This is a genomic window from Amycolatopsis sp. lyj-109 (assembly GCF_046548995.1).
Taxonomy (GTDB): domain Bacteria; phylum Actinomycetota; class Actinomycetes; order Mycobacteriales; family Pseudonocardiaceae; genus Amycolatopsis.
Map to the genome: position 1 here is coordinate 473,022 of NZ_JAJPWR010000002.1, position 20,693 is coordinate 493,714.

Consider the following 20,693-nt stretch of genomic DNA (forward strand, 5'->3'; position numbering starts at 1 on the left):
CAAGGATAGGCCGAATGTCCGCTTTGACCGACTGCCAGCCGATCAAGGGAGCGAGGACCACCGACTTGGCCGCGACCGAACATGAAACTGTTTTTACTTATGGCGCACCGGCGTTGAAGTACGGCACCGGCGCCAGCGACGAGATCGGCTACGACCTGACCCAGTACGGCGCGCACCGCGTGCTCGTCGTGACGGATCCTCAGGTGGCCGCGACCGGCTGGCCCCGCCGCATCGCCGACGGCATCGCGGGCTACGGCATCGAGACCGAGATCTTCGACGGCGTACACGTCGAACCCACCGATGTCAGCATGCAGAAGGCGGTTGACTTCGCGCGCGGAACGGGTCCGTACGACGCCTTCGTCGCCGTCGGCGGCGGGTCCGCCATCGACACCGCCAAGGCGGCGAACCTCCTGACGAGCAACGACGGCGACCTGATGGACTACGTCAACGCACCCGTCGGCGGCGGCCGCGCGCCGGCCCAGCCGCTCAAGCCGCTGGTCGCGGTACCCACCACCACCGGTACGGGTTCGGAGAGCACCACAGTCTGCGTCCTGGACGTGTTGTCGCTGCGCGTCAAGAGCGGAATCAGCCACCTGCGGCTGCGCCCGACCCTGGCGGTCGTCGACCCACGGCTCACCGTCAGCCAGCCGCCCGGAGTGACGGCCGCCAGCGGCATGGACATCCTCTGCCACGCCGCGGAGAGCTACACGGCCAAGCCGTACACCGACTTCGAGCGCAAGCGCCCGGAGCAGCGCGTGCCGTACTGCGGCTCGAACCCGCTGGCCGACATGTTCGCCGAGCAGTCCCTGCGGCTGCTGTCGTGGGCCCTCCCGGCAGCTGTGCGCGACGGTTCGGACCTCAAGGCCCGCGAAGCCATGGCCTTGGCCGCGACGTTCGCCGGGCTCGGCTTCGGCAACGCCGGCGTGCACATCCCGCACGCGAACGCCTACCCGATCGCAGGTCAGGTCAGGGATTTCCACCCGGACGGCTACCCGGGCGAAGAACCCATGGTCCCGCACGGCATGGCCGTTTCGCTGACCGCGCCCGCCGCGTTCCGCTTCACCTTCGACGCGGCACCGGACCGCCACCTGCGCGTCGCACGCCTGTTGGCACCCGACTTCGAGTGGCCCGGCGACTTCGCCGACCACCTGCCCGCGGTGCTGATCGACCTGATGCGGCAGATCGGCATCCCGGACGGCATCGGTGCCGTCGGCTACGCGGAGTCCGATGTGGACTCCCTAGTCGAGGGAACGCTCAAGCAGCAGCGCCTGCTGGCCACCGCACCCCGCGAGGCCTCCGCGGACGACCTGTCGGACATCCTGCGCGAGTCGGTGTCGCTGCGGTGAGCGACTACCCGCACTGGCAGACGGTCCCGTTGCGCTGGAAGGACAACGACGTCTACGGGCACGTGAACAACGTCGTCCACTACGCGCTGATGGACACCGTGATCAACACGTGGCTCATCGAACAGGGCGGCCTCGACATCGAAGCCGGGGCGGTGATCGGGCTGTGCGTCGAGTCGCACTGCGGATATCACGCATCGGTGTCCTTTCCTGGTTCGCTCAGGGTCGGGTTGCGGGTCGCGCACCTCGGGAAGTCCAGCGTCCGCTACGAGATCGGGATGTATTCGGTCGACGAGTCCCTGGTCGCGGAGGGGCACTTCGTGCACGTCTTCGTCGACCGCGAGTCCCGCCGGCCGACACCGGTCTCCGGCAAGCTGCGCGAGGCACTGGAGGCACTGCAGCCCGGATGACGTGCACCGCCGCCGTTTCACCTCCTTGTCCGACAGTGTCGATTCCGGCCTGCTCTTCTCCCGCGTTCGATCATGCACCACAGCGCCGACAGAACCGGCCGATCGGCCCGAGTTGTCCACAGGCGGCCCGGACACCGGCGAGTTGTCCACAGATTTCCTGCAGGGGGTTCCCCACCCGCTCGACGGCGATAAGCTGGAAAGCACATGAGATCGGTCCACAGTGGACGAGCTGTTTCTTACCGGATCGGCTAGTAACACGGATGGCGGCCTAGGCGTCGATCCGGTTGCGGCGACAGAGTGGTGAGCCGACGGCTCGAGAGTGGTCCCGGACCCGTCGCCGGCAGGCGTCCCTGCGACGGTCGAGGCACCCAAACACAGAAGTGGACCACAGTGGTGGTGGTCGCGCGTCCGCTCCCGGCAGACGCCCCGCGGGCGGACGCGCCACTGCTTTTATGTGGCCTGGTGGAGATCGCGGAGCCGTCGCCGGAAGGCGTCCCGCCGACGACTGAGACCCACCCGTAGATGGCCTGGTAGTGGTGCGGGCCGTCGCCGGAAGGCGCCCCGCCGGTGGCCCGCATCACGACCGCAGGCAGCCGCCTCCCGACAATGGGCGGCGGGCGGCCTGCCCCGGCCGTCGCGGCACCGGCCGGGGACGGCGAGCGTGCCCCATCACCGGTCCCGGCGGTCGTGGCGCTTCCGCTCAACGACCGGTAGCCGGAGAACACGGCGTGCCACCCAGGAAGGGCAAAACTTCCTTGCCGTCAAAGAGCGAAGCGAGAGAAAGGAGGACCCCCGCACCGCCGGTCTTGACGTCCATCGAGAGGCGCAGCAACCGGTCGCCTGGGAACGCGAGGCCGCCCTTGTACGGCACCGCGTACCAAGCCAGCCACTCCAGGTGCCGGTCGATCGCCGCAACATGGCTCGGCTGCTCCGCGTCCTGGTGCGCCGCCAGCGCGACAGCCAGCCCGCACCGGCCGTTGAGCAGGCCCGGGTGGACGACGAACTCGCCGAGGCACGCCTCGCGTAAAGCGGGAAGGCTGTCACCGGCCTCTGCGTCCGGACGGTGCCGCACCAACTGCTCGGCGGCCAGGAGAATCCCGGCGCTGCCGACACCGACGTAGGGCAGTGTGCGGGCTGCGCCGTCGCGGACATGCAGCGAACCGTCACCGGCCTCGATGCATTCTTCGAGGTCACGGCACAGCGCCTGGTCGGCGAACGAGAGCCAGGCCGGCTCACCGGTGCGTTCGAAGAGCCGGATGAACAGCAGCGCCGGCCCGGCCCAGCCGGACAACAGGCCCGCCCGAGCGGAGTTCCCCGGCGGCGCCGCGGTCTCGAGCGCCTCGGCCAGCCGGACGGCCGTGGCCAGCGCCTGGCGGCCGAACTCGTTGTCCTGGCGGACCGTCGCGAAGTGCAGCATGGTCAGCCCGATGCCGGCCAGGCCGCTCTCCAGGGAGTGGTCGGTCGTCTGTTCGACGAGCCGCGCGGACGACGCCAACAGCTTGCCGGCTTGGTCGTGGTAGCCGAAGTTCTCCAGAACGTAGGCGATGCCGGAGCTGCCGTCGTAGAAACCCGGGCTGGACGGCGGCTCACGACGGACCGCTTCGACCAGCCACCGTTCGTGCTCGGGAAAGCGACCGGCGCCAGCGAGGTCGAGGGCGTGCAGCACGCCGGCGGCACCGACACCGAAACAGGCACTGCCGACGCGGAACTGCTCGATGTCGCCGGGGAACAGCCGGTCCTGGCGGGAGGGTGTGGCGCTGGCCAGGATCGCCTCGGCGATCTGCTTGCGAACCAGCGGCCAGTCCGGTTTGCCGTGGTCGAGCTCGGTGTGGACCGGCACCGGCTCCGCGTGGGCACCACGCGGAGCCAGCACCGCGACTATGGCGTCGGCGTACCCCTCGGGCAGCGCGAACCGGCGTTCGGCGAAGTCGGCGATACGGCGCAGCTTCGCCGGGGCGAGCTCCGCCAGGGGCGACAGCGGCAGGAACACCCACAGCCGCAACGCTGCGAGCGCATGCTCGTCGACCTCGAATCCGCTGCGGTCGGCCGGGGCGCGGAAGCCGGGTGTGCCCGGGGCGGGGCGGCTGCCGGACTCAGCGTCTGAGGCCGTCCCGAAGTCGGTCAGGGAGATGCGGTCCTGGTGGTCTTCGTCGATCAAGATGTTCTGCGGGTGCAGCTCACCCAAGACGATGCCGCGGGCGTGGACTTCCGCGAGGGTCTTCTCCACTCGCGCGATGATGTCCAGCGCGCGCCGTACGTAGGCGGCGAGGTCGGCAGGCGCCACGTTGCTGCTGGTCAACGGGTAGTTGCCGGTCAGCCAGCTGGCCAGTGAGATACCCGGCAAATACTCCGTGGCGAGGTAGTGTCGCTCCGAGACGGTGAACTGCTCGACGACCCGCGGCACACCCGGGATGCCGGCAAGCCGGCCGAGCATCTCGTGCTCCCGGCGTAGCCGTTCGACGGCGTCGATCCGCGCCTCGTCGAGACCCGCGTGCGCGCGGGCCTCCTTGAGGACGACCTGGTCGCCGCCCGTCGTGGGGTCGGCAAGGTAGCTGCCACCGCCGTTCGAGATGTGCAGTGGCCGCACTATCCGGTAGGGGAGCCGGGCCGGGATACTTCCGATGCGCGCGGGGATGCTTCGTAAACAGGCCGGGACCTTGACCCAGTCGGGCACGGAGAACGTCGGTTCGCGCTTCTCGGGGACCAGCCGACCGTCCGGCTTGCGGACCGCCGGGACGCGGTTGCCGTTGTGTTCGACCCACTGGTCGACAAATCCGCCGTAACGCACGTAGAGGGGACCGTCGCCGTACCGCAGGCCCCCTGGAATGCTGGGGCCGTGCTCGCCCTCCAGCCGCGTTGACAGGTCGGTGAGTACTCGCTCGAGTTCGTTGTGGTCGACCGGGTAAATGGTGGCCAGCTCGACCCCACAGTCGCCGGAGGCGTATTTCGAATTTCGCGCGAGCAAAGTCAGCCTCGAGCGGAGGTGCCTGTAGCCGACCGCATACCCGGCACAGCACTCGTACACCTGCGCGAGAACCCGGCTCGCGTTGTCCAGGCCAGCGGAGACATGGATCTTCCAGCCCTGAGCGGGAAGAACCTGACCTTCGGGCTGCCTCGTGCGCCACACGCCACGGTCGGTGGTCACCCAGCCGATGTCCGGCGCCGGGAGCGTCGCCGCAAGATTCTCGGCCGGCGCGCCGTTTTCCTGTTGTTCGTCGTAGAACAACGGGTCGGCGAAGCAAAATGCTTCGTAGCGCAGGTCCATCGAGATACCCCTCCGTGCGATCCCCTGGACACCACGGTCCTGGGACGAGGATATTCCCCCATGCCGAACAGCCCTGGGCCAATCCGCCAACCCGGCGGTTCAACTGGGCTATCCGAGGTAGGCAAAAAGTGCGTCTACCGACCGGTAGTCGAACCCAGGGTGATTTTGTCCAGTCCGATCACCACACCATGGTGGTGTAACGTGAAGGCCTTTCCAGCATTTCCGCAGGTCGACCAGGGAACCGCGCCGGATATTCCACCGAATTGGCAGAATGCCATCAAGCGCAGCCCGTGACCAATTTTCGCGATAGGACCCGTTCACGTCCGGCGCGCCGAGAACGCGGGATGACCGTGGTGGTCCGCGCCACGCCCGCGACACCTCGGCCGACGGGCCCGTCGGTACCACGGAGTAAGTTGACGAGCGGCGGACCGGAAGGAGGAACGGGTGATCTTCGGATTCGCCGTGACGGTCGCCGTGGCTGCCACGCTCGTCGCGCTCTGGAGCTTCGTCCAGTCGGCTCGGAACCGGCTTCCGGACAACCCGCTCCTCATCGCGATCGCGGTCCTCGAACTGCTGCTGGTCGTTCAGCTGGTGATCGGGATCGTGCTGCTCGCCGGCGGTGACCGGCCCGGCAGCCTGGCGACCTACCTGGCCTACCTGATCGGCTGCCTGGTCGTGCTGCCCGTCGGCGCCGCCTGGGCGCTGGCCGAACGGAGCCGGTCGAGCACCGCCGTGCTCGGCATTGCCTGCCTGGCCGTCCCGGTGATGGTGCTGCGACTGAACGAGGTGTGGAGTGGAGCAACAGCGTAGGACGGCCAGCGGCCCCGGACGGGTGCTCGTCGCCGTGTACGCGATCTTCGCGCTGGCCGCGACGTCGCGGGCCGGCGTCCAGATCGGCACGAAGTTCCACGAAGCCCCGCTCGCCTACCTGCTCTCGGCGTTCGCCGCGGCCGTCTACATCGTCGCGACGATCGCGCTGGCCCGGCGCGGTGACGGCTGGTGGCGCGTGGCCCTCGTCGCCTGCTCGATCGAGCTGCTGGGCGTGCTGACGATCGGCACGCTGAGCCTCGTCGACGCAGACGCATTCCGGCACCCGACCGTCTGGTCCGTCTACGGCGAGGGCTACCTCTTCATCCCGCTGGTCCTGCCGGTCGTCGGGCTGTACTGGCTGCGGAAGACCGCCCCGGTGAAGATCGCCGCCTGACTTCCCCCCACGGCCGGCACGCACCTCACCGCCGCCCTCCCGGACAGCGACCGCCACTGCCCAAGAGCGCGGAACAGTACGGGAACTGCACGTAGCCCACTCCGGGAAATAAATACGGATTCGACCGGCGACTTTCGTCGGTTCCGGACATTCGCCGAAAACTCGGACAATCTTCGAGTTCGGTCCCCACCGGCTTTTCCCCCACGCGGTTCTCCCCCGCGTGGAAAGGAGTGAGCGTGAAATTCGGCAAGTTCGTCCTGCTGGCCGCGAGCACCGCACTGGCCGTCGTCGGCCTCGGCGGTCCGGCGGCCGCCGACAGCACCCCGCAGGCCCAGCCGTCGATCATCGGCGGCAGCACCGCCACCAGCGGCCCCTGGGCGGCCCGGCTGTTCGTCAACGGCCAGCAGAACTGCACCGCGACGATCATCGCCCCGCAGTACATCCTGACCGCCAAGCACTGCGTCAGCAGCTCCGGCACCTACACGTTCCGCATCGGCAGCCTCGACCAGTCGAGCGGCGGGACGACGGCCACCGGCTCCACCATAACGCGGTACCCCGGCTCCGCCGACCTGGCGATCGTCCGGCTCACCACCTCGGTGAACGCCACCTACTCGCCGCTCGGCAGCGTCGGTGACGTCTCGGTCGGCCAGAACGTCTCGGTTTACGGCTGGGGTGCCACCAGCCAGTGCGGCTCCGAGATCAACTGCCAGTCACGCTACCTCAAGGTCGCGACCGTGCGGGTGAACTCGATCGGCTGCAGCGACTACACCGGCGGCGTCGCCGTGTGTGCGAACCGCGTCAACGGCATCACCGCCGGCGGCGACTCGGGCGGCCCGATGTTCGCTTCCGGCCGCCAGGTCGGCGTCGCGTCGACCAGTGACCGCGCGAACAACACTGCCTATACCAACATCACGCGTTATCGCGGCTGGATTTCGCAGGTGGCGGGCGTCTGATTCCGCCGAGAAAGGGCCCGGCCTCGAATTGCCGGGCCCTTTCTCGCCGTCAGGACGTCGAAATGTCGTCGAGCTGTTCCGCCGCCGGCCGCACCGGGTAGAGGTCGCCGCCCGGCTCCACGGGCACCCGTGGCAAAGCCGAGCGAGCCGGTGCGTCACCCGCGTCGGCCGCCGCGTGCAGGACGTCCAGCGCCGCGTACGGCCGGAAGTCCAGCTCGGGGTACGGCCACGCCGGCTGCCCCTGCGTGGCTCCCGGGATCAGGAAGTCGACGGCGGCGAACAGCGTCGCGCCGCTCGGCGCCGTGTAGCGCCACAGGTCGACGCCGACGTGCTTGCCGATCTGTGCGAGCCGGGTCAGCGCGACCAGGTTGAACGCCGAGTAGTGCCAGCTGCGCGTCCGGCTCGTCTCCTGCGGCTGCAGCCCGCCGGCCTGGATCTGCGACGCGATCCGCATCGGCCCGGCGTCCCGGGCGATGGCCGCGGCCAGGTCCCGCTGTCCCGTGCCGAGGGCGAGCGCCGCGACGAGCATGTCGTAGAAGCTGCCGTGGTTGTTCTGGGCCTTGGCCTCGTCGGTCCCGTTCCTGCTGGTGCGCAGCCAGTCCAGGAACTGCGTGTACCAGCCGGTCATGCCGGCCTGGTCGGTCTTCGACCAGCCGGGAGCGCCGGTCGCCAGGATCGCGGTGGCGTCGACGACCTGGCTCAGCGTGTACGCGAACTCGATGATGCCGATGCCGCGGCCGTCCACCTTGCACGGAATGCCCTGGGCGAAGTTCATGTTCGGGTTCATCTTCGTCGCCGCGTCGAGGAACCACGTGCGCAGGTCGAGCGCCGCACGTCGGGCGTACCGCGCGTCCCCGGTGTAGTACCAGGCGAGCGCGAGCCGGTAGATCGCGGCGAACGCCTTGCCTCGGTAGGCGTGGTCGGTGATCTCGTCGACGATCGGGTTGCGCTGGCCGTCGCGCTGCACGAACGGGCAGCCCCAAGGGTTCTCGGCGGTCGGCTGCGTCGTCGGCCACCAGTAGGGCGCCAGGCTGAGGTAGTCGTGCTTGTCCCCGCTCGGCGGGACCTGTTTCTTCGACGTGACGCTCCACGGCCCCTCCGTGAGGTCGGTTTTCGCGGCAGCGAGCAGGTTGTTCAGCGCGGTGCGGGACGTCTTTTCGCCGACGAGTGCGGCGAGCTTCGTGCGTAGCAGCTCCTTGCCGTCGAGGACGGCGGTTGCGGGTGCGCACACCGGCCCGATGACCGGGACAGTGCAGCCGATGGGGCGCGACGCGGCTTCGGCCGGCGCGGCAACGGAAGCGACGAGGCCGAGCGCAGCGAGCGCGGCCACGACGGTGTGGCGGGAAACCATGTCCGCTCCATTCACAAATATGAACACCAAACCTGTGAGTGAATGGAGCGTACGCATGTGAACATGAATGAAGCAATGCTTGGTCCAAACCACCGGGCCGACGGACCGTCAGCCGGCGAAGTCCCGAGGCCGGAAGAAGGCGATGAGCCGCGCGGTGCGCAGCGCGTCCCAGGGATCCGTGGTCGCCAGCACGGCCGCGGCACCGGTGGGGAACTTGGTCTGGACCGGCACGGTCTCGTCCCCGTGCCCGGCGAGGTGCAGGGTCACGTCGCTGACCCCGGGCTCGTGCCCGACGAGCGCGAGCGCGGTGACGCCGGGCGGCGTCCGGCGGGCCGCGGCCAGGAACTCGGGAACGTCGGCGCCGTACAGATCGTCGTCGTACTCGACGGGCGGCGGCGCCGGAAGTTCGTCGCTCACGCGCAACCACGTTTCCCGGGTGCGACGCGCGGTGGAGCAGACGACCAGATCGGGCACGTGCCCCTCCGCCGCGAGCCACCGGCCGAGCCGGGGCGCGTCACGGAGACCGCGCGGCGCCAGCGGCCGCTCGTGGTCGGGCAGGCCCTCCGACCAGTCCGACTTCGCGTGCCGGACAACGATGAGCCACCTGGTCGCGTCCATGCCCGCCACCCTAACGGCGAAGGGGCCCTGGAGCGGATCGCTCCAGGGCCCCGATTACCGCTCAACCGATCACGGCCGGGTCGACACACCCGGCAGCTCAATCCCCAGCAGGCTGCTGCCGGCGAAACCGGTCACAACGGGCACGGTCGGCACAGACGGGCTGTCACTGCGCGCCTCGCGCCCGGCGGCACCGGCCACGGCGCCCGGCAGACCGCCGACCGTCCGGCCCGACACCGAGCCCAGGGCACCGGTCGCCTTGCCGAGCGCGTCTGCCGGCCCGTACCCGAGCAGGCCAAGCGCGCTTTCGACGCCGTCCGCGCCGAGCCCCGGCGTGTCGGCCCGCGCCGAGACGTCGTCACGAGCCAGTGGCGACACCCCACCGAGCGCACCGGTCAGGTCGAGCTCCACCGGGATGTGCGCGGCCTCGGTCCGCCCGACCACGACGTCGGTCGTGTCGGTGCCCGTGTTGAGCACCTCCGCCAGGACCGGGATCGTCACGTTCTTCACCTGCGGCACCACGCCGACCGGGAGCTGCACCGCCGGCTTCGCCGTCGGCGTGCCGCTGACCTGGCTGTCCACCGTGCTGTCGACGTGGTTGTTCACGGTCGACAGCGCGCCGACGCCCCAGCGGAACGCTGCCGGGTCGACCGCGACCGGCACGTCGAGCAGAGCGCCGCTGAGCGCGCCGGCGCCGGCCGTGGTCTCGTCGCCGCCGTCGGTCGCCGTCACGTCGTTCTGGACGTCGTTCGTCGCGGACCCGAGCGCGGCGACGCCCAGGCCGTAGACCTGCGGCATCGCCTGGGGGTCGGCCGAGACGATGTCGCCCGAGAGCGCGCCGCCCGTGCCGTCGGTGACGATCGGGCCGCCGGAGACGAGGTCGTAGGCGTTCTCGGTGTGGTCGGCCGTGGCGGACATCAGCGAGATCGACTGACCGGTCGCCTGGACCAGCGGCTGGATCGGCGCCGCGACGGCGTCACCGGCGATCGCACCGTCCACACCGGACGTGTACGTGGTGCCACCGGCGTGCGAGCTGATGTCGTTGTCCGCGTCGGTGACCGCGCCACCGATCCAGGACACTGCCCAGCTGCTGACCTGGCCAGCGCCACCGATCGGCGCCTCGACGACGTTGCCGGCCACCGCGCCCTTGTCGCCGTCGGCGTAGTTGGGCCCGCCGGAGTTGAAGGCCGTGATGTTGGTGCCGGTCGCCTCGGCCTGGCCGCCCCACGTGGCACCGATCGTGTTGACCTGCACCGGAAGCGAGCTGGCCTGGTCGACGATGTTGCCGGCGACGGCGCCGCCCTTGCCGGTCGCCGAGTCGGCGCCACCCGCGTGCACGTGGGTGATGAAGTCGCCGTGGCTGGTCGGGTTGCCGCCCCACGCCCCGGCGATGTTCATCACCTGGGCGCCGATGGCTTCCGGCGCGGAGACGATGTTGCTGGAGACCACACCGCCGTCGTCGTCGGTGTTGTTGTCCCCGCCCGAGGTCAGGCACTTGTGCTCGGTCATCGTCGAGGTCGGGATGCCGCCCCACGCGTAGGCGCCGTTGAGCACCTCGACCGGCGTCGCCAGCGGCGCGTCGACGAGGTTGCCCGCCGCGACGGAGTTGTTGCCCGAGGTGCCCTGGAAGCCGCCCGCGACCACGTTCTCGGCGTTGGAGCAGGACGACGTCGGGATGCCGCCCCACGCGCCGGCGTTGCAGATGACGTCGGCGTCGCCGGCCAGCGACGGGCCGACGATGTTGCCGCCACCCACGGAGTTGTCGCCGTGGTCGTAGGTGTTGCCGCCGACCACGGAGTCGACCGTGGTGTAGCACTCGGCGGTGGAGATGCCGCCCCAGTCGCCCGCGGTGCCGCAGACCTGGGCCGGGAGCGTCGCCGGCGCGTCGGCGACGGTGCCGCCGAGGATCGAGCTGTCGCCGGTGGTCGCCTGGCCGCCGCCGGCGTGCGCGGTGTTCTCGTGCGTGCAGTGCGTGGAGGTGACGCCGCCCCACGCGCCGGTGTTGCAGGAGGCCACGACGGGCTCCGCGACCTGCGGGTGCGCGATCGTCCCGCCGGCGAGCGAACCCGCGCCGCCGCTGTAGACGTCACCGCCGGCCGTCGAGTCGACGAAGCTGGCGCCCATCGCGTCGGACAGGCCGCCCCACGCGGCGGAGTTGTGGTTGCCGGTCACCGGCAGCGCGACCGGCGCGTCGGCGACGGTGCCGCTCGCGACCGACTTGGTGCCGTCGGTCACGTCGCCGCCGCCGGACTGCACGGAGTAGTCGTTCGTGCAGGTGGTGCCGGTGATCCCACCCCACGGGCCGGTCGTGCAGTCGACCTCGGCGGGGCCGGCCACCTGCGGGTGGACGACGCTGCCGGCGGCCAGCGCTTCGGTGCCGGCGGTGAGGATTTCGCCGCCCGCGACCGAGCCGACGTTGTTCTCGGAGTTCGCGAAGGCGTCGCCGCCCCACGCGCCCGCGGTGCCGAGCACGGTGACCGGCAGGGCCACCGGGGCCTCGGCGCCGGTGCCGCCGGCGACGGACTTGACGCCGTCGGTGACGATGCCGCCGCCGGTGTTCGCGTCGAGGTTGTTCACGGAGTCGGTGTGGGTGAGGCCGCCCCAGGCACCCGAGGTGCCGTTCACCGCGACCGGGCCCGCGACCTCGGGAGCGAGCGCGGTGCCGCCGGCCAGCGAACCCTGACCGGCCGTCGTCGCGTACGGTCCACGGCCTTCGCCGCCCCGCGCGGCCGATTCGGTCGTGCCGGCCTCGGCGAGCACCGTGTTGACGGTGTTCGCGGTGCCCGTGCCACCCCAGCCGGCCGCGGTCCCGTCGACCTGCGGCGCCACCGCGACCGGCACGCCGGCGACGGTGCCGGACGCGACGCCGTCGTTGCCACTGGTGGTCAGCTGGCCTGGCGAGTGCGCGCCCTGGCTCGTGGTGGTGTTGACCGTGCCGGTGCCGCCCCAGCCGGCGGCGGTGTTGTTGACGCCGATCGGCAGCGCGCCCTGGACCGCGGCGATGGTGCCGGAGATGACGCCGTTGTCGCCGTTGGTGGTGACCGGGCCGCCCACCACGCTGTCCTGGTTGGCGAAGCCGTCGACCGTCGCGTCGGACAGCGTGCCGAACGCCAGGTTGTTGACCCCGATCGGCGCCGTCACCGGCGCGGTGACGACGTTGCCGCCGAGCGGACGTCCTTCACCCGTGGTGGTGATCGGGCCGCCCTGCTGGTGGAACTGCTGCGAGTCGTTGACGACGTGGGAGTCGCCGCCCGCGCCGACCGCCCAGCCGGTGACCTGGACCGGAGCCGACACGTCGGGCTTGACGACGTTGCCCAGCAGAGCGCCGGCGAGCGGCTTGCTCGAGTCGTGGAGCACCGTGCCGGTGGTGATGTCGGCGTCGGTGTCGAGCGGCAGCGGCGTCTCACCGGCGGGCGTGCCGAGGTTGATCTTGCGGATCTGGATCGGCACGGACGCGCCACCGTCCAGCGGCGACGGAGCGAGGTCGGGGTTGACCTGCTCTTCGGCGGAAGCGATGCCGGTACCCAGCATCATCAGACCGCCGGCCAACATCGCGGACTGCAGCCCGCGCTTGGCCCAAGGGTGCATTACCTGTTCTCCTGTTCGTGTTCTTCGCGGAACTGGTGGGGGAACGTCAGCCGGCGGCCCGCGCGCGGCGCCGGGCGGACCGGACGAGCACGACACCCAGAACGAGACTCACGACCCCGAAGACAATCCACCACGTCAGATTCGCGCCGGTCGTCGCCAGCAGCCCGCCGCCCCCGACGACACCGCCGATTCCAGGTCGATACACGATTTTTCTCCGTTTTTTGGCATGACCGCGTCGCGCGACGCTCACCGACGCGCGGAACCGCGAATGAATTGATCATGACAGTATCCGCGGCGTGACATAACGCGCAAACGGGATGCCGAGACTACACCTGATGGTGGGGTTTGAGCCGTCCACCAAGGTTACTGACGCGGGGTGATCACCGAGCCGGCCGCGTGCTGCCCCGAACAACGGACGCCCGGACGAGTGATCAACCCCGCCCGGAACTGCGCAGCGCAACCCCGTTATCGTCCGCCCAGCACGCTGTTTCTTCCGTCCCGGAGCGACGTAATGAGCCTGTCGTTATTGCTGAGCTTCGCGCAGGCGTTCGCGATTGTCATGAGCGCGGCGTTCGTTCTCTACGTCTGCGCGATCATCGTGCCGTACCTGCGGCACCGGCCCACCTGGCCTGGCGATCCGACGCTGTTTCGGTGGCATTTCTTCGTGCCGTGCCGCGACGAGGAACAAGTCATCGGCGACACGATCCGATACCTGCGGACGCGCTTCCGGGCCGCCCATGTCTGGGTGATCGACGACCATTCCGACGACCGCACGCTCGACGTCGCCCGCCGGCTTCAGGACCCGCAACTGCACATCGTCGCCCGCCGCCGTCCCCACGCCCGGACGGGTAAAAGCGACGCCCTCAACGCGGCTTACCGGGCCCTGCGCGCGTGGGCCGGCGGGCACGACGACGGCACGAACACGATCGTCGTGGTGGTCGACGCGGACGGCAGGCCGGCGTGGAACTGCCTGTACGTCTGCACGGCGCCGCACCTCTTCGGCGACCCGTCGGTCGGCGCGGTGCAGATCGACGTCCGGATGGGCAACCGCGGCACGGCACCCGGGGCGGGCAACAAGATCCGCCGCAGGTTCGGCCGCGCGCTGGTGCGCATGCAGGACCTGGAATTCCGCACGGCGATCGCGGCGATCCAGATGTCCCGCGGCCACACGGGAACGATCGCCATGGGCGGCAACGGCCAGTTCACCAGGCTGTCCGCGCTCGATTCGATCGCCGGCCCCCACCGCCGCCCCTGGCGCGGTTCGCTGCTCGAGGACTTCGAGCTCGGAGTCCACCTGCTGACGGAGGGCTGGAAGACGGGCTTCAGCGTCGACACGCACGTCGACCAGGAGGGCCTGTACAGCATGCGGCGGTTCCTGGCGCAGCGAACCCGCTGGAGCCAGGGCACGATGCAGTGCGCGCGGTACGCCCGCAGGATCTGGAAGTCCCCGCACCTGACGACGTTCGGCGCGGCGGAGATGCTCTACTACCTGGCCCAGCCGTGGATGCAGCTGCTGGGCAGCGTGGTGTACCCGATCCCGTTGGTGCTCCTTACGATCCACGCGGTCACCGAACCGGCGGCGGTGTGGGCGTGGTTCACGGGTGGGGCGTGGAAGTACCTGCTGATGTACGGGATCGCGGGGTTGCTGCCGTTCCTGATCTGGGGACCGGTTTACCGCAAGCACTGCGAGCCGCGGTCCGGGCCGCTGCGCGGAATCGCGTACGGGCTGGGGTACGCGTGCTACATCTACACGTTCTACATCACCGTGTGGCGAGCGGTGTTCCGGCTGGTCCGGGGGCAGAACGGGTGGGCGAAGACCCGGCGGAACACCGAGGCCGACGCCAAGGTGGTGGCGCTGGACCGGTGAGGTCACCGGCATGCCGGTGACCTGAGCTTTGAGTGGGCCGCCTGGGGCTCGAACCCAGAACCTACGGATTAAAAGTCTACGGGAAATGAATGTCGGCGAGTGTCGCTAAGTGTCAGACTCTGCCGATAAATGCAGGCCAGCCGACATCTTCACCGATTTTCAGTGTCGTCTAGTGTCGCACAGTGTCAGGCACTACTCAAGCAGCGGAGCCCCATCGGAGACGCACTGGCCGCGATCCTGGTCCATTGTGCACCAACGTGAACCACGACAAAAGACGACTTGATCGCCGCCACCAATCGGCTCAGCGAATGCTGGCTGAACCAACTCGACGAAAGACCGCCGGCCACCCCCTCGTACCGGCGGCCCAGGCTCGATTGACCCTCGATCATCACGGTGATCGGCTCGCCGGGACGCCGACCAGCGGGACGCTGTAGCCGACGTTATCTGGCGAGCCAGGCAGATCGGTGTTGAGCAGCTCGCTCGGTCATGATCGACCGGTGCGCCGGTGCGCCGGTGAGCTCGTTGAGCGGCAGACTCTCGCCCTGGTCAGGGCGGTTCAAACCGCCCGAGATTGGCGCGGCCCTGGTACCGGTAGGAGTCGCTGCTATTTACCTACCTGGATCGGCGGAGGCGGCTGGTTGTGTCCAGCGGCCCACGGCGGCGCGCAGGCTCGTGCGGATGTGGCTCGGATCGGCGATGCCGGTCTCGACATCGCGCTGAGCCCGGAACAGCGCCCGGGTGTCGATCAAGACACCGTTCTCCTCGACGAGGTTTTCCAGGTCTTCCTCATCCGGGATCGGTATGGGACGTGCAGCCGGGTCGACCTGGCGGAACGCGTTGACCACGTGCCAAAGCGCATCTGGATCCCGTCCGCTGTCCTTGACGTAGTGGGATTTCCAGCGCAGCAGCTTGGCCAGATCGTTGACCTTCGCTCCGGCGGTGTAGCTCTTCACCTCGACGATTGCTTCCCAACCCAGGACGCCGGGATCGGTCACCCGCAGGTCTTCACGGCGCTGTCCTTGCGCGTTGACCTGGTCCATGTCCCGCACCGCGAAGCCGAATGTTTCGAACGCGGCGTGCACCGCATGGGCGAGGTCGTCGCCATCGGCGGTGAGCAGCCGACCGGCGCCGGCCGCGGCGCCGGCATCCGCGCGGCCGACCTCGCCTTGAGCATCGGTCAAACGCTGATCCAGGTCCTGGAGCAGCTGCTCCCGCTCGGCTTCGAGATCGGTCACCGCGGCTCGGGCCCGTTGTTGCGCGGGAGTGGCCCAGTCCGGTGTTTCCCACCACTTCGGCAAGCCGGGAACGGCAACCGGATCCAGCTCATGGAACTCCTTTAACGCGGCGGCGACCCACGTCTCCGGAACGGGACAGTCCGCGGGCAACACCCAGCATCGCCCACCACGGTCTCCGGCGAAGGTGACCGCACCGGCCAGCACCCTGCCGTCGCCGCTTAGCAGGAACGGCGTGCAGAACTTGTCGGCGTGCAGATACCGAGACCGTGGACCTGAAGTCGAAACCGAGCAGCTGAGTATGGGTTTCGTGTCCAGAGCGGAGAAGTAGGGTACGAGGTAGGTGTGGACAAGGTGACCGAGTTGACCGGTGATTCCGTCCGGCACGTACAGCTCTGTAGCCAGCGTGGTTTTGTCTCCATACGTTGCCGTTCCGTACCCATGGCTCTGATCGTCATAAACAGTTACCTGGCCTAGGCCAGAGACACCAAAAGCGACCGTGTGCAGGTGCGTCGAACGGCTGAGGGTCTTTGCCGTGATCAGGATGTCGTACTCGAGCAGGTACACCGGCTCGCCTGTCTCGCCCCGACGGCCGTGGGCGAACAGCGGCTCAATCCGTCCCGCGACGTCGTCTTGCAGATTCTGCAGCAAGGCGCGCGGGCGTGGGGCGTCATTATAGATGCGGCGAGTGCTCATCGTTCCGTTCTTCAGCGTGCGTAGAACCCCCCGGGAGGCTTGTCCGAGAGCTGCGTGTCGTGAATGTATCCGTATTTTTCAGGCCGATCTAACTCGATGATCGGTCACCAGAAGCGGCCAGGCCTTTAGGGTCTGGTAGCTCTTGTCGACGATGATGATCGGCTGGCCGAAGGCCATGTTCTCGGGCAGTGCGTGACCGGGGGCGCGGATGGTGAGCTCGTGCACCCGGGGTGAGGTGAACATGGCCAGGGCGGCGGCGCTGGCGTTGGTGACGTCGCGGACGGGCTCGCTTTCGATCAGGCGCAGCTGGTTGATGACCAGCTGACTGGAGAAGGCGCGGCCGCCGCCGTTGACGGTGCCGACGTCGACCAGGACCCGCAGGTTCAGCCGGTCGACGTGGCGGGCGTTGTTGGCCGCCAGGGCCCGTTGGATCCGCATGGTCAACGACGCGACGTAGCCGGGAGCCCAGGTGTTCAGGGGTTGAAGGACCAGCACGGCGTCCCCGGCCGGGAGGAGCTCGGCCAGGCCGGGCAGGACATCAGCCACGATCTCCCCTAGCCGGGCCTGGGCGGCTTCGCGGAGGCGCTTGGAACGCTGGCGCAGGCGCGCGACGTCGAAGGCGATCACGATCATCTCCGGGTGGGTCTCGACGGAGGCGTCGGGCCCGTCCGGTTCGGAGGCGGCGATCGTGCTGAGCAGATCGAGCATGTCCTTGATCGTCTCCGGGCTCAGCTGCAGCCGGTCGGCCAGGGAGCTCCGGGCCTGGTGCAGGCTGACGCGGGCGCTGTTGGCCGTGATGCCCAGCTGCCGGGCGATGTCGCAGGGCGCGAGCCCGCCGTAGACGTTGTAGTTGAGCACTTCACGCTGCCGGGGCGGCAAGGTCCGGATCGCGTTTTCCACGATCGAGTGCTGCTCGGCCGCCGGTTGCGGATCCGCGATGATCGCCGCGGTCCGGCTGCGCGGATCCCACTCGGTGTTCTGGACCAGGCGCTTTGCACGTTCACGGACTTCAAGGACCTGCCTGGGCGCCACGTCGAGGATGCCGGCCACCTCGAGGGACCGGAACCCCAAGGCCAGGTGCTGAACGATCTCCAGGTCGAGGTCGGTGAGGCCTTCGGCGAGGTGCTCCAGCAGCCCGCTGTCCAGCCCGAGGTCCGACCGCCCGTGGGTCAGCGGCCCGCAGGCGACCCGCTGGAGGTCGGCGTTCAGCCCGACGGCGACCTCGTGCGAGTTCACCGTGCGCATGATGTGCCGCTTGGCCACCGAGGTGAGCCAGGCCACCACCTGGGTCGGATCGCTGATGGTGTGGGACTTGCGGCTCAGCTGGTGGTAGGCGACCAGGATCGCGTCGTCGTGCAGATCCGGCGGCCAGCCCAGCCCTCGCAGGTTCGAGGCCACCGGCTTCCAGGTGAGCGCCATGATCCGGCGCAGCACCAGGTCGTTGCCCTCGACCGCGCGCACCAGCTCGCTCAGCGTCAACGGGGAATTCTCCTCCGGCGCGGCGGCGCGGGCCTCACTCGAGGCCCGCGCCGCCCACCGGAGGAAGCCCTCAGCCCACACGGGGCGAGGCGGCGGCCGCACCGCCGGCCGGCGGCAGCGCAGCGCAGCCGATCAGCAGGGCGATCAGCCCGGTGATCTCGGTGACCGACCAGTGGGCGGCCATCCCGATGAACACGATCAGCAGCCACGGGATCGCCCGAACCAGATCCCGCCACGGCGACGGCTCGCCGGCGCCGCCCGGCTGGGGCAGGGCGGAGATGAAGCTGGGGAGGGTCAAGCGGCGGCCCGGCGGGCCGCCTTTCTTGTCAGACAACGGGATTCTCTTTCGTTGATGGATTTCCGCGTCCCGCCACCCCTGCACTCCGGCCAGAAGTCGACATGACGAACCGCGCTTGCACCCGAGTTTCTCCAGGTATTCACCAGCCGCGCAACAAGATCTCCAGCCCGCTAATGGGTGGCAAACGTCACAAGCGGTTGACGATCTTCAAAACGTATGCCGCCAACGCGTCCACACGGTTAGTGACTACCCAGTAGCTAGCGCAAACAACAAGGTGAGACGTTCCCTCCGCCACTTAATGTGGTACAGGTCACACATTACTAATGCTGGTGAGCCCATCCGGGGGGCACTATGAAGTGCGCGGCCGGTTCGAGTTGTCGGAGCGGTTGCGTGACGGGATACGTCCCGCCGAATCGGGTTCAACCCGTTGATGGTGGTCCCGCCGCCCCTGCACTCCGGCCAGAGACGCATTCGAGGCGGCGGGACCGGTCTACTTCCTGCGCTCTCCCGGTATCCCGGGGTCATCGACGCAGGTCCTGATCGAACTCCTCCGCGTGGACCATGCCGCGCAGGCGGGTCAGGGCGCGGTGCTGGGTCACCCGCACGTTCCCGGCCGAGATCCCGAGCGCCTCGGCGGTCTCGCTGGCCGACAGACCCACGGCGATACGCAGGGTGAGGATTTCCTGCTGCACGCGCGGTAGGCGGGTCATCAGCCGGCCCAGCCGGGCACCGAGATCGACGTTAAGGGCGCGAGCTTCCGGCTCCTCGGCCGCCCTCAGCGGCTGGTCGGGAATTTCGCGGACCGGGTCGGCGCGGTCGCGGGCGACGGCCCGGTAGGCGTCGGCGACCTTGTTCGCGGCGATGGCGTGCACCAGGTAGAGGAACGAGCCCTCGCGGTCCTGGTACGCCGGCAGCGCCTTCAGCACCGCCAGGCAGACTTCCTGCGCGACGTCGTCCGCGGCCACGTAGGCCAGGTCGCGTCCGCCCATCCGCGCGCGGCAGTACCGCACGATCACCGGGGTGATCACCTCCAGCAGGGCGTGGATCGCCGCCGGGTTGCCCGCCGCGGCCTCTGCCACCGTGGCCGCGATGCGGTCGGAGGTCAGCGCGCCGGCGCCGCGGGCCAGCCCGTGCAGGGCCACGTACTGCTCGCTGTCCTCGGCCGTCCCGCCGTGCCCGGGGGCGGGTTCGGTGCGGTTGGCGCGATCCAGCACCGCGGCCACCGCATCCGGGGACACCCGTGCGGCCAGCTGGCGGGCCCCGCGGGTGCCCACCGAGGAGCGGTCGACCAGCGCCCGGGCGTTTTCCGGCGTCATCACCGTCGTGGAAGCCTCAGCCATGGTGTCCTCCTTCGCGCTGCTGCTGCTTGATGTAGGCCCGGTAGGCGGTGCGGACGGCGCGCACGGTCCGGGCCGTGCAGGTGACCGTCTCGCTGGCGATCAGCTCGACGATGGCGGGCACCTCAAACTCGTTGATCAGGTAGTACAGGATCAGCCGGACCACGTCCGGGGGCAGCTTCGCCCTGGCCAGCTTGCGCATCGTCCCGGCGAAGGCGGCATCGACGTCAATCTTGGCCAACGCGACCTCTTCGGCCGAGGGGACGCTGCTCTCGTCCCAGTCGAACCGGCCCACCAGCACGTCATGAGCGGCCCGGCGGCGGGCGGCCAGCTGCTTGCGGCAGGCGTTGGCGAAACACAGCACGCAGGAGCCGAGGAAGTAGGTCGAGAGCCGGGCACCACGATCCGGGCACCAGCCGCCCTCTTCGATACCGTTCGTGCGCAGCAGCCGGATGCCCTCGGCGACAGTCTCGTAGACGAGAGCGATCTGCTCATCGCGGGTGAACGCCGGCTGCGGCACCGGCACCGGCCGGCCTTTGTCTCGGCTGCGCCGGTAGATCTCCTCGTTGGCGGTCCACGCGCCGATGATCCCGATCCCGTAGGAGGCCAGCCGCTGCTGCAGCTCCGACCAGACCAGCCCGTCGAACCCCTCGGCCTCCAGCGCGCACAGCAGCTCCAGGTCCGGAATCGACATCGGCCGCGCAGCGCCTTCACCCATCCACAGCTCCCCCACCGGCGCAGACGCGCCCGGCAGGACCTGTTCCAGCAGCTTCCGCAGAGCAGCCCGGCCCAGCGGCGGCGCAGCCAGCGGTGTCACGACCTGCCGCAGCAGCGGAGCGCCGCGATCGCGCGGTGCCCAATCGAGCGCGTTGTCCTCGGACGTCATCAGCGGTTCCTCGATGGAGTGGGGAGCCAGAGCGGTGGCCATCGAGGAGTTTCACGAACCTCTCGGCAACCCGGACCTCAGCCTTATAGGTGCGTCACCTCCGCCCCGCGACCGCCCCGTTACTGTTTCGTTATAATCAGTGGCCGCAAGGCGGCTTAAGCGCCGTTCG

16 protein-coding genes are annotated in these 20,693 nt (G+C 69.4%); 6 read left to right on the forward strand and 10 right to left on the reverse strand.

Annotated elements, in window-relative coordinates; genetic code table 11:
* The first annotated feature begins 14 nt into the window (after positions 1–14).
* A complete protein-coding gene (locus ACLJQF_RS06045) occupies positions 15–1,346 on the forward strand; it encodes a hydroxyacid-oxoacid transhydrogenase (protein WP_410607193.1) in 1,332 nt (443 codons plus the stop codon).
* Positions 1,343–1,753 carry an acyl-CoA thioesterase gene (locus ACLJQF_RS06050; RefSeq protein WP_410607194.1) on the forward strand — a complete coding sequence of 137 codons (411 nt, stop codon included), beginning with the start codon at positions 1,343–1,345 and terminating at the stop codon, positions 1,751–1,753. The genes ACLJQF_RS06045 and ACLJQF_RS06050 overlap by 4 nt, the downstream gene beginning before the upstream one ends.
* 700 nt (positions 1,754–2,453) lie before the next feature.
* On the opposite strand, the gene lanKC is transcribed toward ACLJQF_RS06050, so the two are convergent.
* Positions 2,454–5,018 carry a class III lanthionine synthetase LanKC gene (lanKC, locus tag ACLJQF_RS06055; RefSeq protein WP_410607195.1) on the reverse strand — a complete coding sequence of 855 codons (2,565 nt, stop codon included), beginning with the start codon at positions 5,016–5,018 and terminating at the stop codon, positions 2,454–2,456.
* A 444-nt stretch (positions 5,019–5,462) separates the two neighbouring features.
* Here lanKC and ACLJQF_RS06060 point away from each other — a divergent pair, with 444 nt between their 5' ends.
* The 3 genes from ACLJQF_RS06060 to ACLJQF_RS06070 all read left to right on the forward strand — a co-directional run bounded on the left by ACLJQF_RS06060 (position 5,463) and on the right by ACLJQF_RS06070 (position 7,175).
* On the forward strand, positions 5,463–5,828 hold the full coding sequence (locus ACLJQF_RS06060; RefSeq protein ID WP_410607196.1) for a hypothetical protein: 366 nt from the start codon (positions 5,463–5,465) through the stop codon (positions 5,826–5,828).
* Between the two features lie 22 nt (positions 5,829–5,850).
* Complete coding sequence (locus ACLJQF_RS06065) at positions 5,851–6,222, forward strand: hypothetical protein (RefSeq protein ID WP_410607458.1); 372 nt, start codon at positions 5,851–5,853, stop codon at positions 6,220–6,222.
* A gap of 236 nt (positions 6,223–6,458) precedes the next feature.
* Positions 6,459–7,175, forward strand: coding sequence for a S1 family peptidase (locus ACLJQF_RS06070; RefSeq protein WP_410607197.1), 717 nt, complete (start codon positions 6,459–6,461; stop codon positions 7,173–7,175).
* Positions 7,176–7,224: 49 nt separating this feature from the next.
* Here the strand turns inward: ACLJQF_RS06070 and ACLJQF_RS06075 are convergent, their stop codons facing one another.
* The 4 genes from ACLJQF_RS06075 to ACLJQF_RS06090 form a co-directional block, all read right to left on the reverse strand.
* On the reverse strand, positions 7,225–8,526 hold the full coding sequence (locus tag ACLJQF_RS06075) for an alginate lyase family protein (RefSeq protein ID WP_410607198.1): 1,302 nt from the start codon (positions 8,524–8,526) through the stop codon (positions 7,225–7,227).
* Positions 8,527–8,634: 108 nt separating this feature from the next.
* Positions 8,635–9,144 carry a SixA phosphatase family protein gene (locus ACLJQF_RS06080; protein ID WP_410607199.1) on the reverse strand — a complete coding sequence of 170 codons (510 nt, stop codon included), beginning with the start codon at positions 9,142–9,144 and terminating at the stop codon, positions 8,635–8,637.
* 69 nt (positions 9,145–9,213) lie between these two features.
* The gene (locus ACLJQF_RS06085; RefSeq protein ID WP_410607200.1) at positions 9,214–12,729 is read right to left on the reverse strand and encodes a beta strand repeat-containing protein; all 3,516 of its coding nucleotides are present in this window, start codon (positions 12,727–12,729) and stop codon (positions 9,214–9,216) included.
* A 46-nt stretch (positions 12,730–12,775) separates the two neighbouring features.
* A complete protein-coding gene (locus ACLJQF_RS06090) occupies positions 12,776–12,934 on the reverse strand; it encodes a peptidase (protein ID WP_410607201.1) in 159 nt (52 codons plus the stop codon).
* 306 nt (positions 12,935–13,240) lie between these two features.
* Between ACLJQF_RS06090 and ACLJQF_RS06095 the strand changes: the two genes are divergently transcribed.
* A complete protein-coding gene (locus tag ACLJQF_RS06095; RefSeq protein WP_410607202.1) occupies positions 13,241–14,596 on the forward strand; it encodes a glycosyltransferase family 2 protein in 1,356 nt (451 codons plus the stop codon).
* 608 nt (positions 14,597–15,204) lie between these two features.
* On the opposite strand, the gene ACLJQF_RS06100 is transcribed toward ACLJQF_RS06095, so the two are convergent.
* The 5 genes from ACLJQF_RS06100 to ACLJQF_RS06120 all read right to left on the reverse strand — a co-directional run bounded on the left by ACLJQF_RS06100 (position 15,205) and on the right by ACLJQF_RS06120 (position 20,524).
* A complete protein-coding gene (locus ACLJQF_RS06100) occupies positions 15,205–16,524 on the reverse strand; it encodes a hypothetical protein (protein WP_410607203.1) in 1,320 nt (439 codons plus the stop codon).
* Between the two features lie 78 nt (positions 16,525–16,602).
* Complete coding sequence (locus ACLJQF_RS06105; protein ID WP_410607204.1) at positions 16,603–18,003, reverse strand: RNA polymerase sigma factor; 1,401 nt, start codon at positions 18,001–18,003, stop codon at positions 16,603–16,605.
* 70 nt (positions 18,004–18,073) lie between these two features.
* Positions 18,074–18,337, reverse strand: coding sequence for a hypothetical protein (locus ACLJQF_RS06110; protein WP_410607205.1), 264 nt, complete (start codon positions 18,335–18,337; stop codon positions 18,074–18,076).
* 485 nt (positions 18,338–18,822) lie between these two features.
* Entirely contained in the window at positions 18,823–19,641 is an 819-nt protein-coding gene (gene shbA / locus ACLJQF_RS06115; RefSeq protein WP_410607206.1) for an RNA polymerase sigma factor ShbA, read from the reverse strand.
* The gene (locus ACLJQF_RS06120) at positions 19,634–20,524 is read right to left on the reverse strand and encodes a hypothetical protein (RefSeq protein ID WP_410607207.1); all 891 of its coding nucleotides are present in this window, start codon (positions 20,522–20,524) and stop codon (positions 19,634–19,636) included. Before ACLJQF_RS06120 ends, shbA begins: the two co-directional genes overlap by 8 nt.
* Between the last annotated feature and the right edge of the window lie 169 nt (positions 20,525–20,693).

What these genes read in the sequence shown, in the direction of transcription:
- ACLJQF_RS06045 (WP_410607193.1), top strand. Translation starts at nt 15, where the DNA reads ATGTCCGCTTTGACCGACTGCCAGCCGATCAAGGGAGCGAGGACCACC.
- lanKC (WP_410607195.1), bottom strand. Translation starts at nt 5,018, where the DNA reads ATGGACCTGCGCTACGAAGCATTTTGCTTCGCCGACCCGTTGTTCTAC.
- ACLJQF_RS06075 (WP_410607198.1), bottom strand. Translation starts at nt 8,526, where the DNA reads ATGGTTTCCCGCCACACCGTCGTGGCCGCGCTCGCTGCGCTCGGCCTC.
- ACLJQF_RS06080 (WP_410607199.1), bottom strand. Translation starts at nt 9,144, where the DNA reads ATGGACGCGACCAGGTGGCTCATCGTTGTCCGGCACGCGAAGTCGGAC.
- ACLJQF_RS06085 (WP_410607200.1), bottom strand. Translation starts at nt 12,729, where the DNA reads ATGCACCCTTGGGCCAAGCGCGGGCTGCAGTCCGCGATGTTGGCCGGC.
- ACLJQF_RS06095 (WP_410607202.1), top strand. Translation starts at nt 13,241, where the DNA reads ATGAGCCTGTCGTTATTGCTGAGCTTCGCGCAGGCGTTCGCGATTGTC.
- ACLJQF_RS06100 (WP_410607203.1), bottom strand. Translation starts at nt 16,524, where the DNA reads ATGAGCACTCGCCGCATCTATAATGACGCCCCACGCCCGCGCGCCTTG.
- shbA (WP_410607206.1), bottom strand. Translation starts at nt 19,641, where the DNA reads ATGGCTGAGGCTTCCACGACGGTGATGACGCCGGAAAACGCCCGGGCG.
- ACLJQF_RS06120 (WP_410607207.1), bottom strand. Translation starts at nt 20,524, where the DNA reads ATGACGTCCGAGGACAACGCGCTCGATTGGGCACCGCGCGATCGCGGC.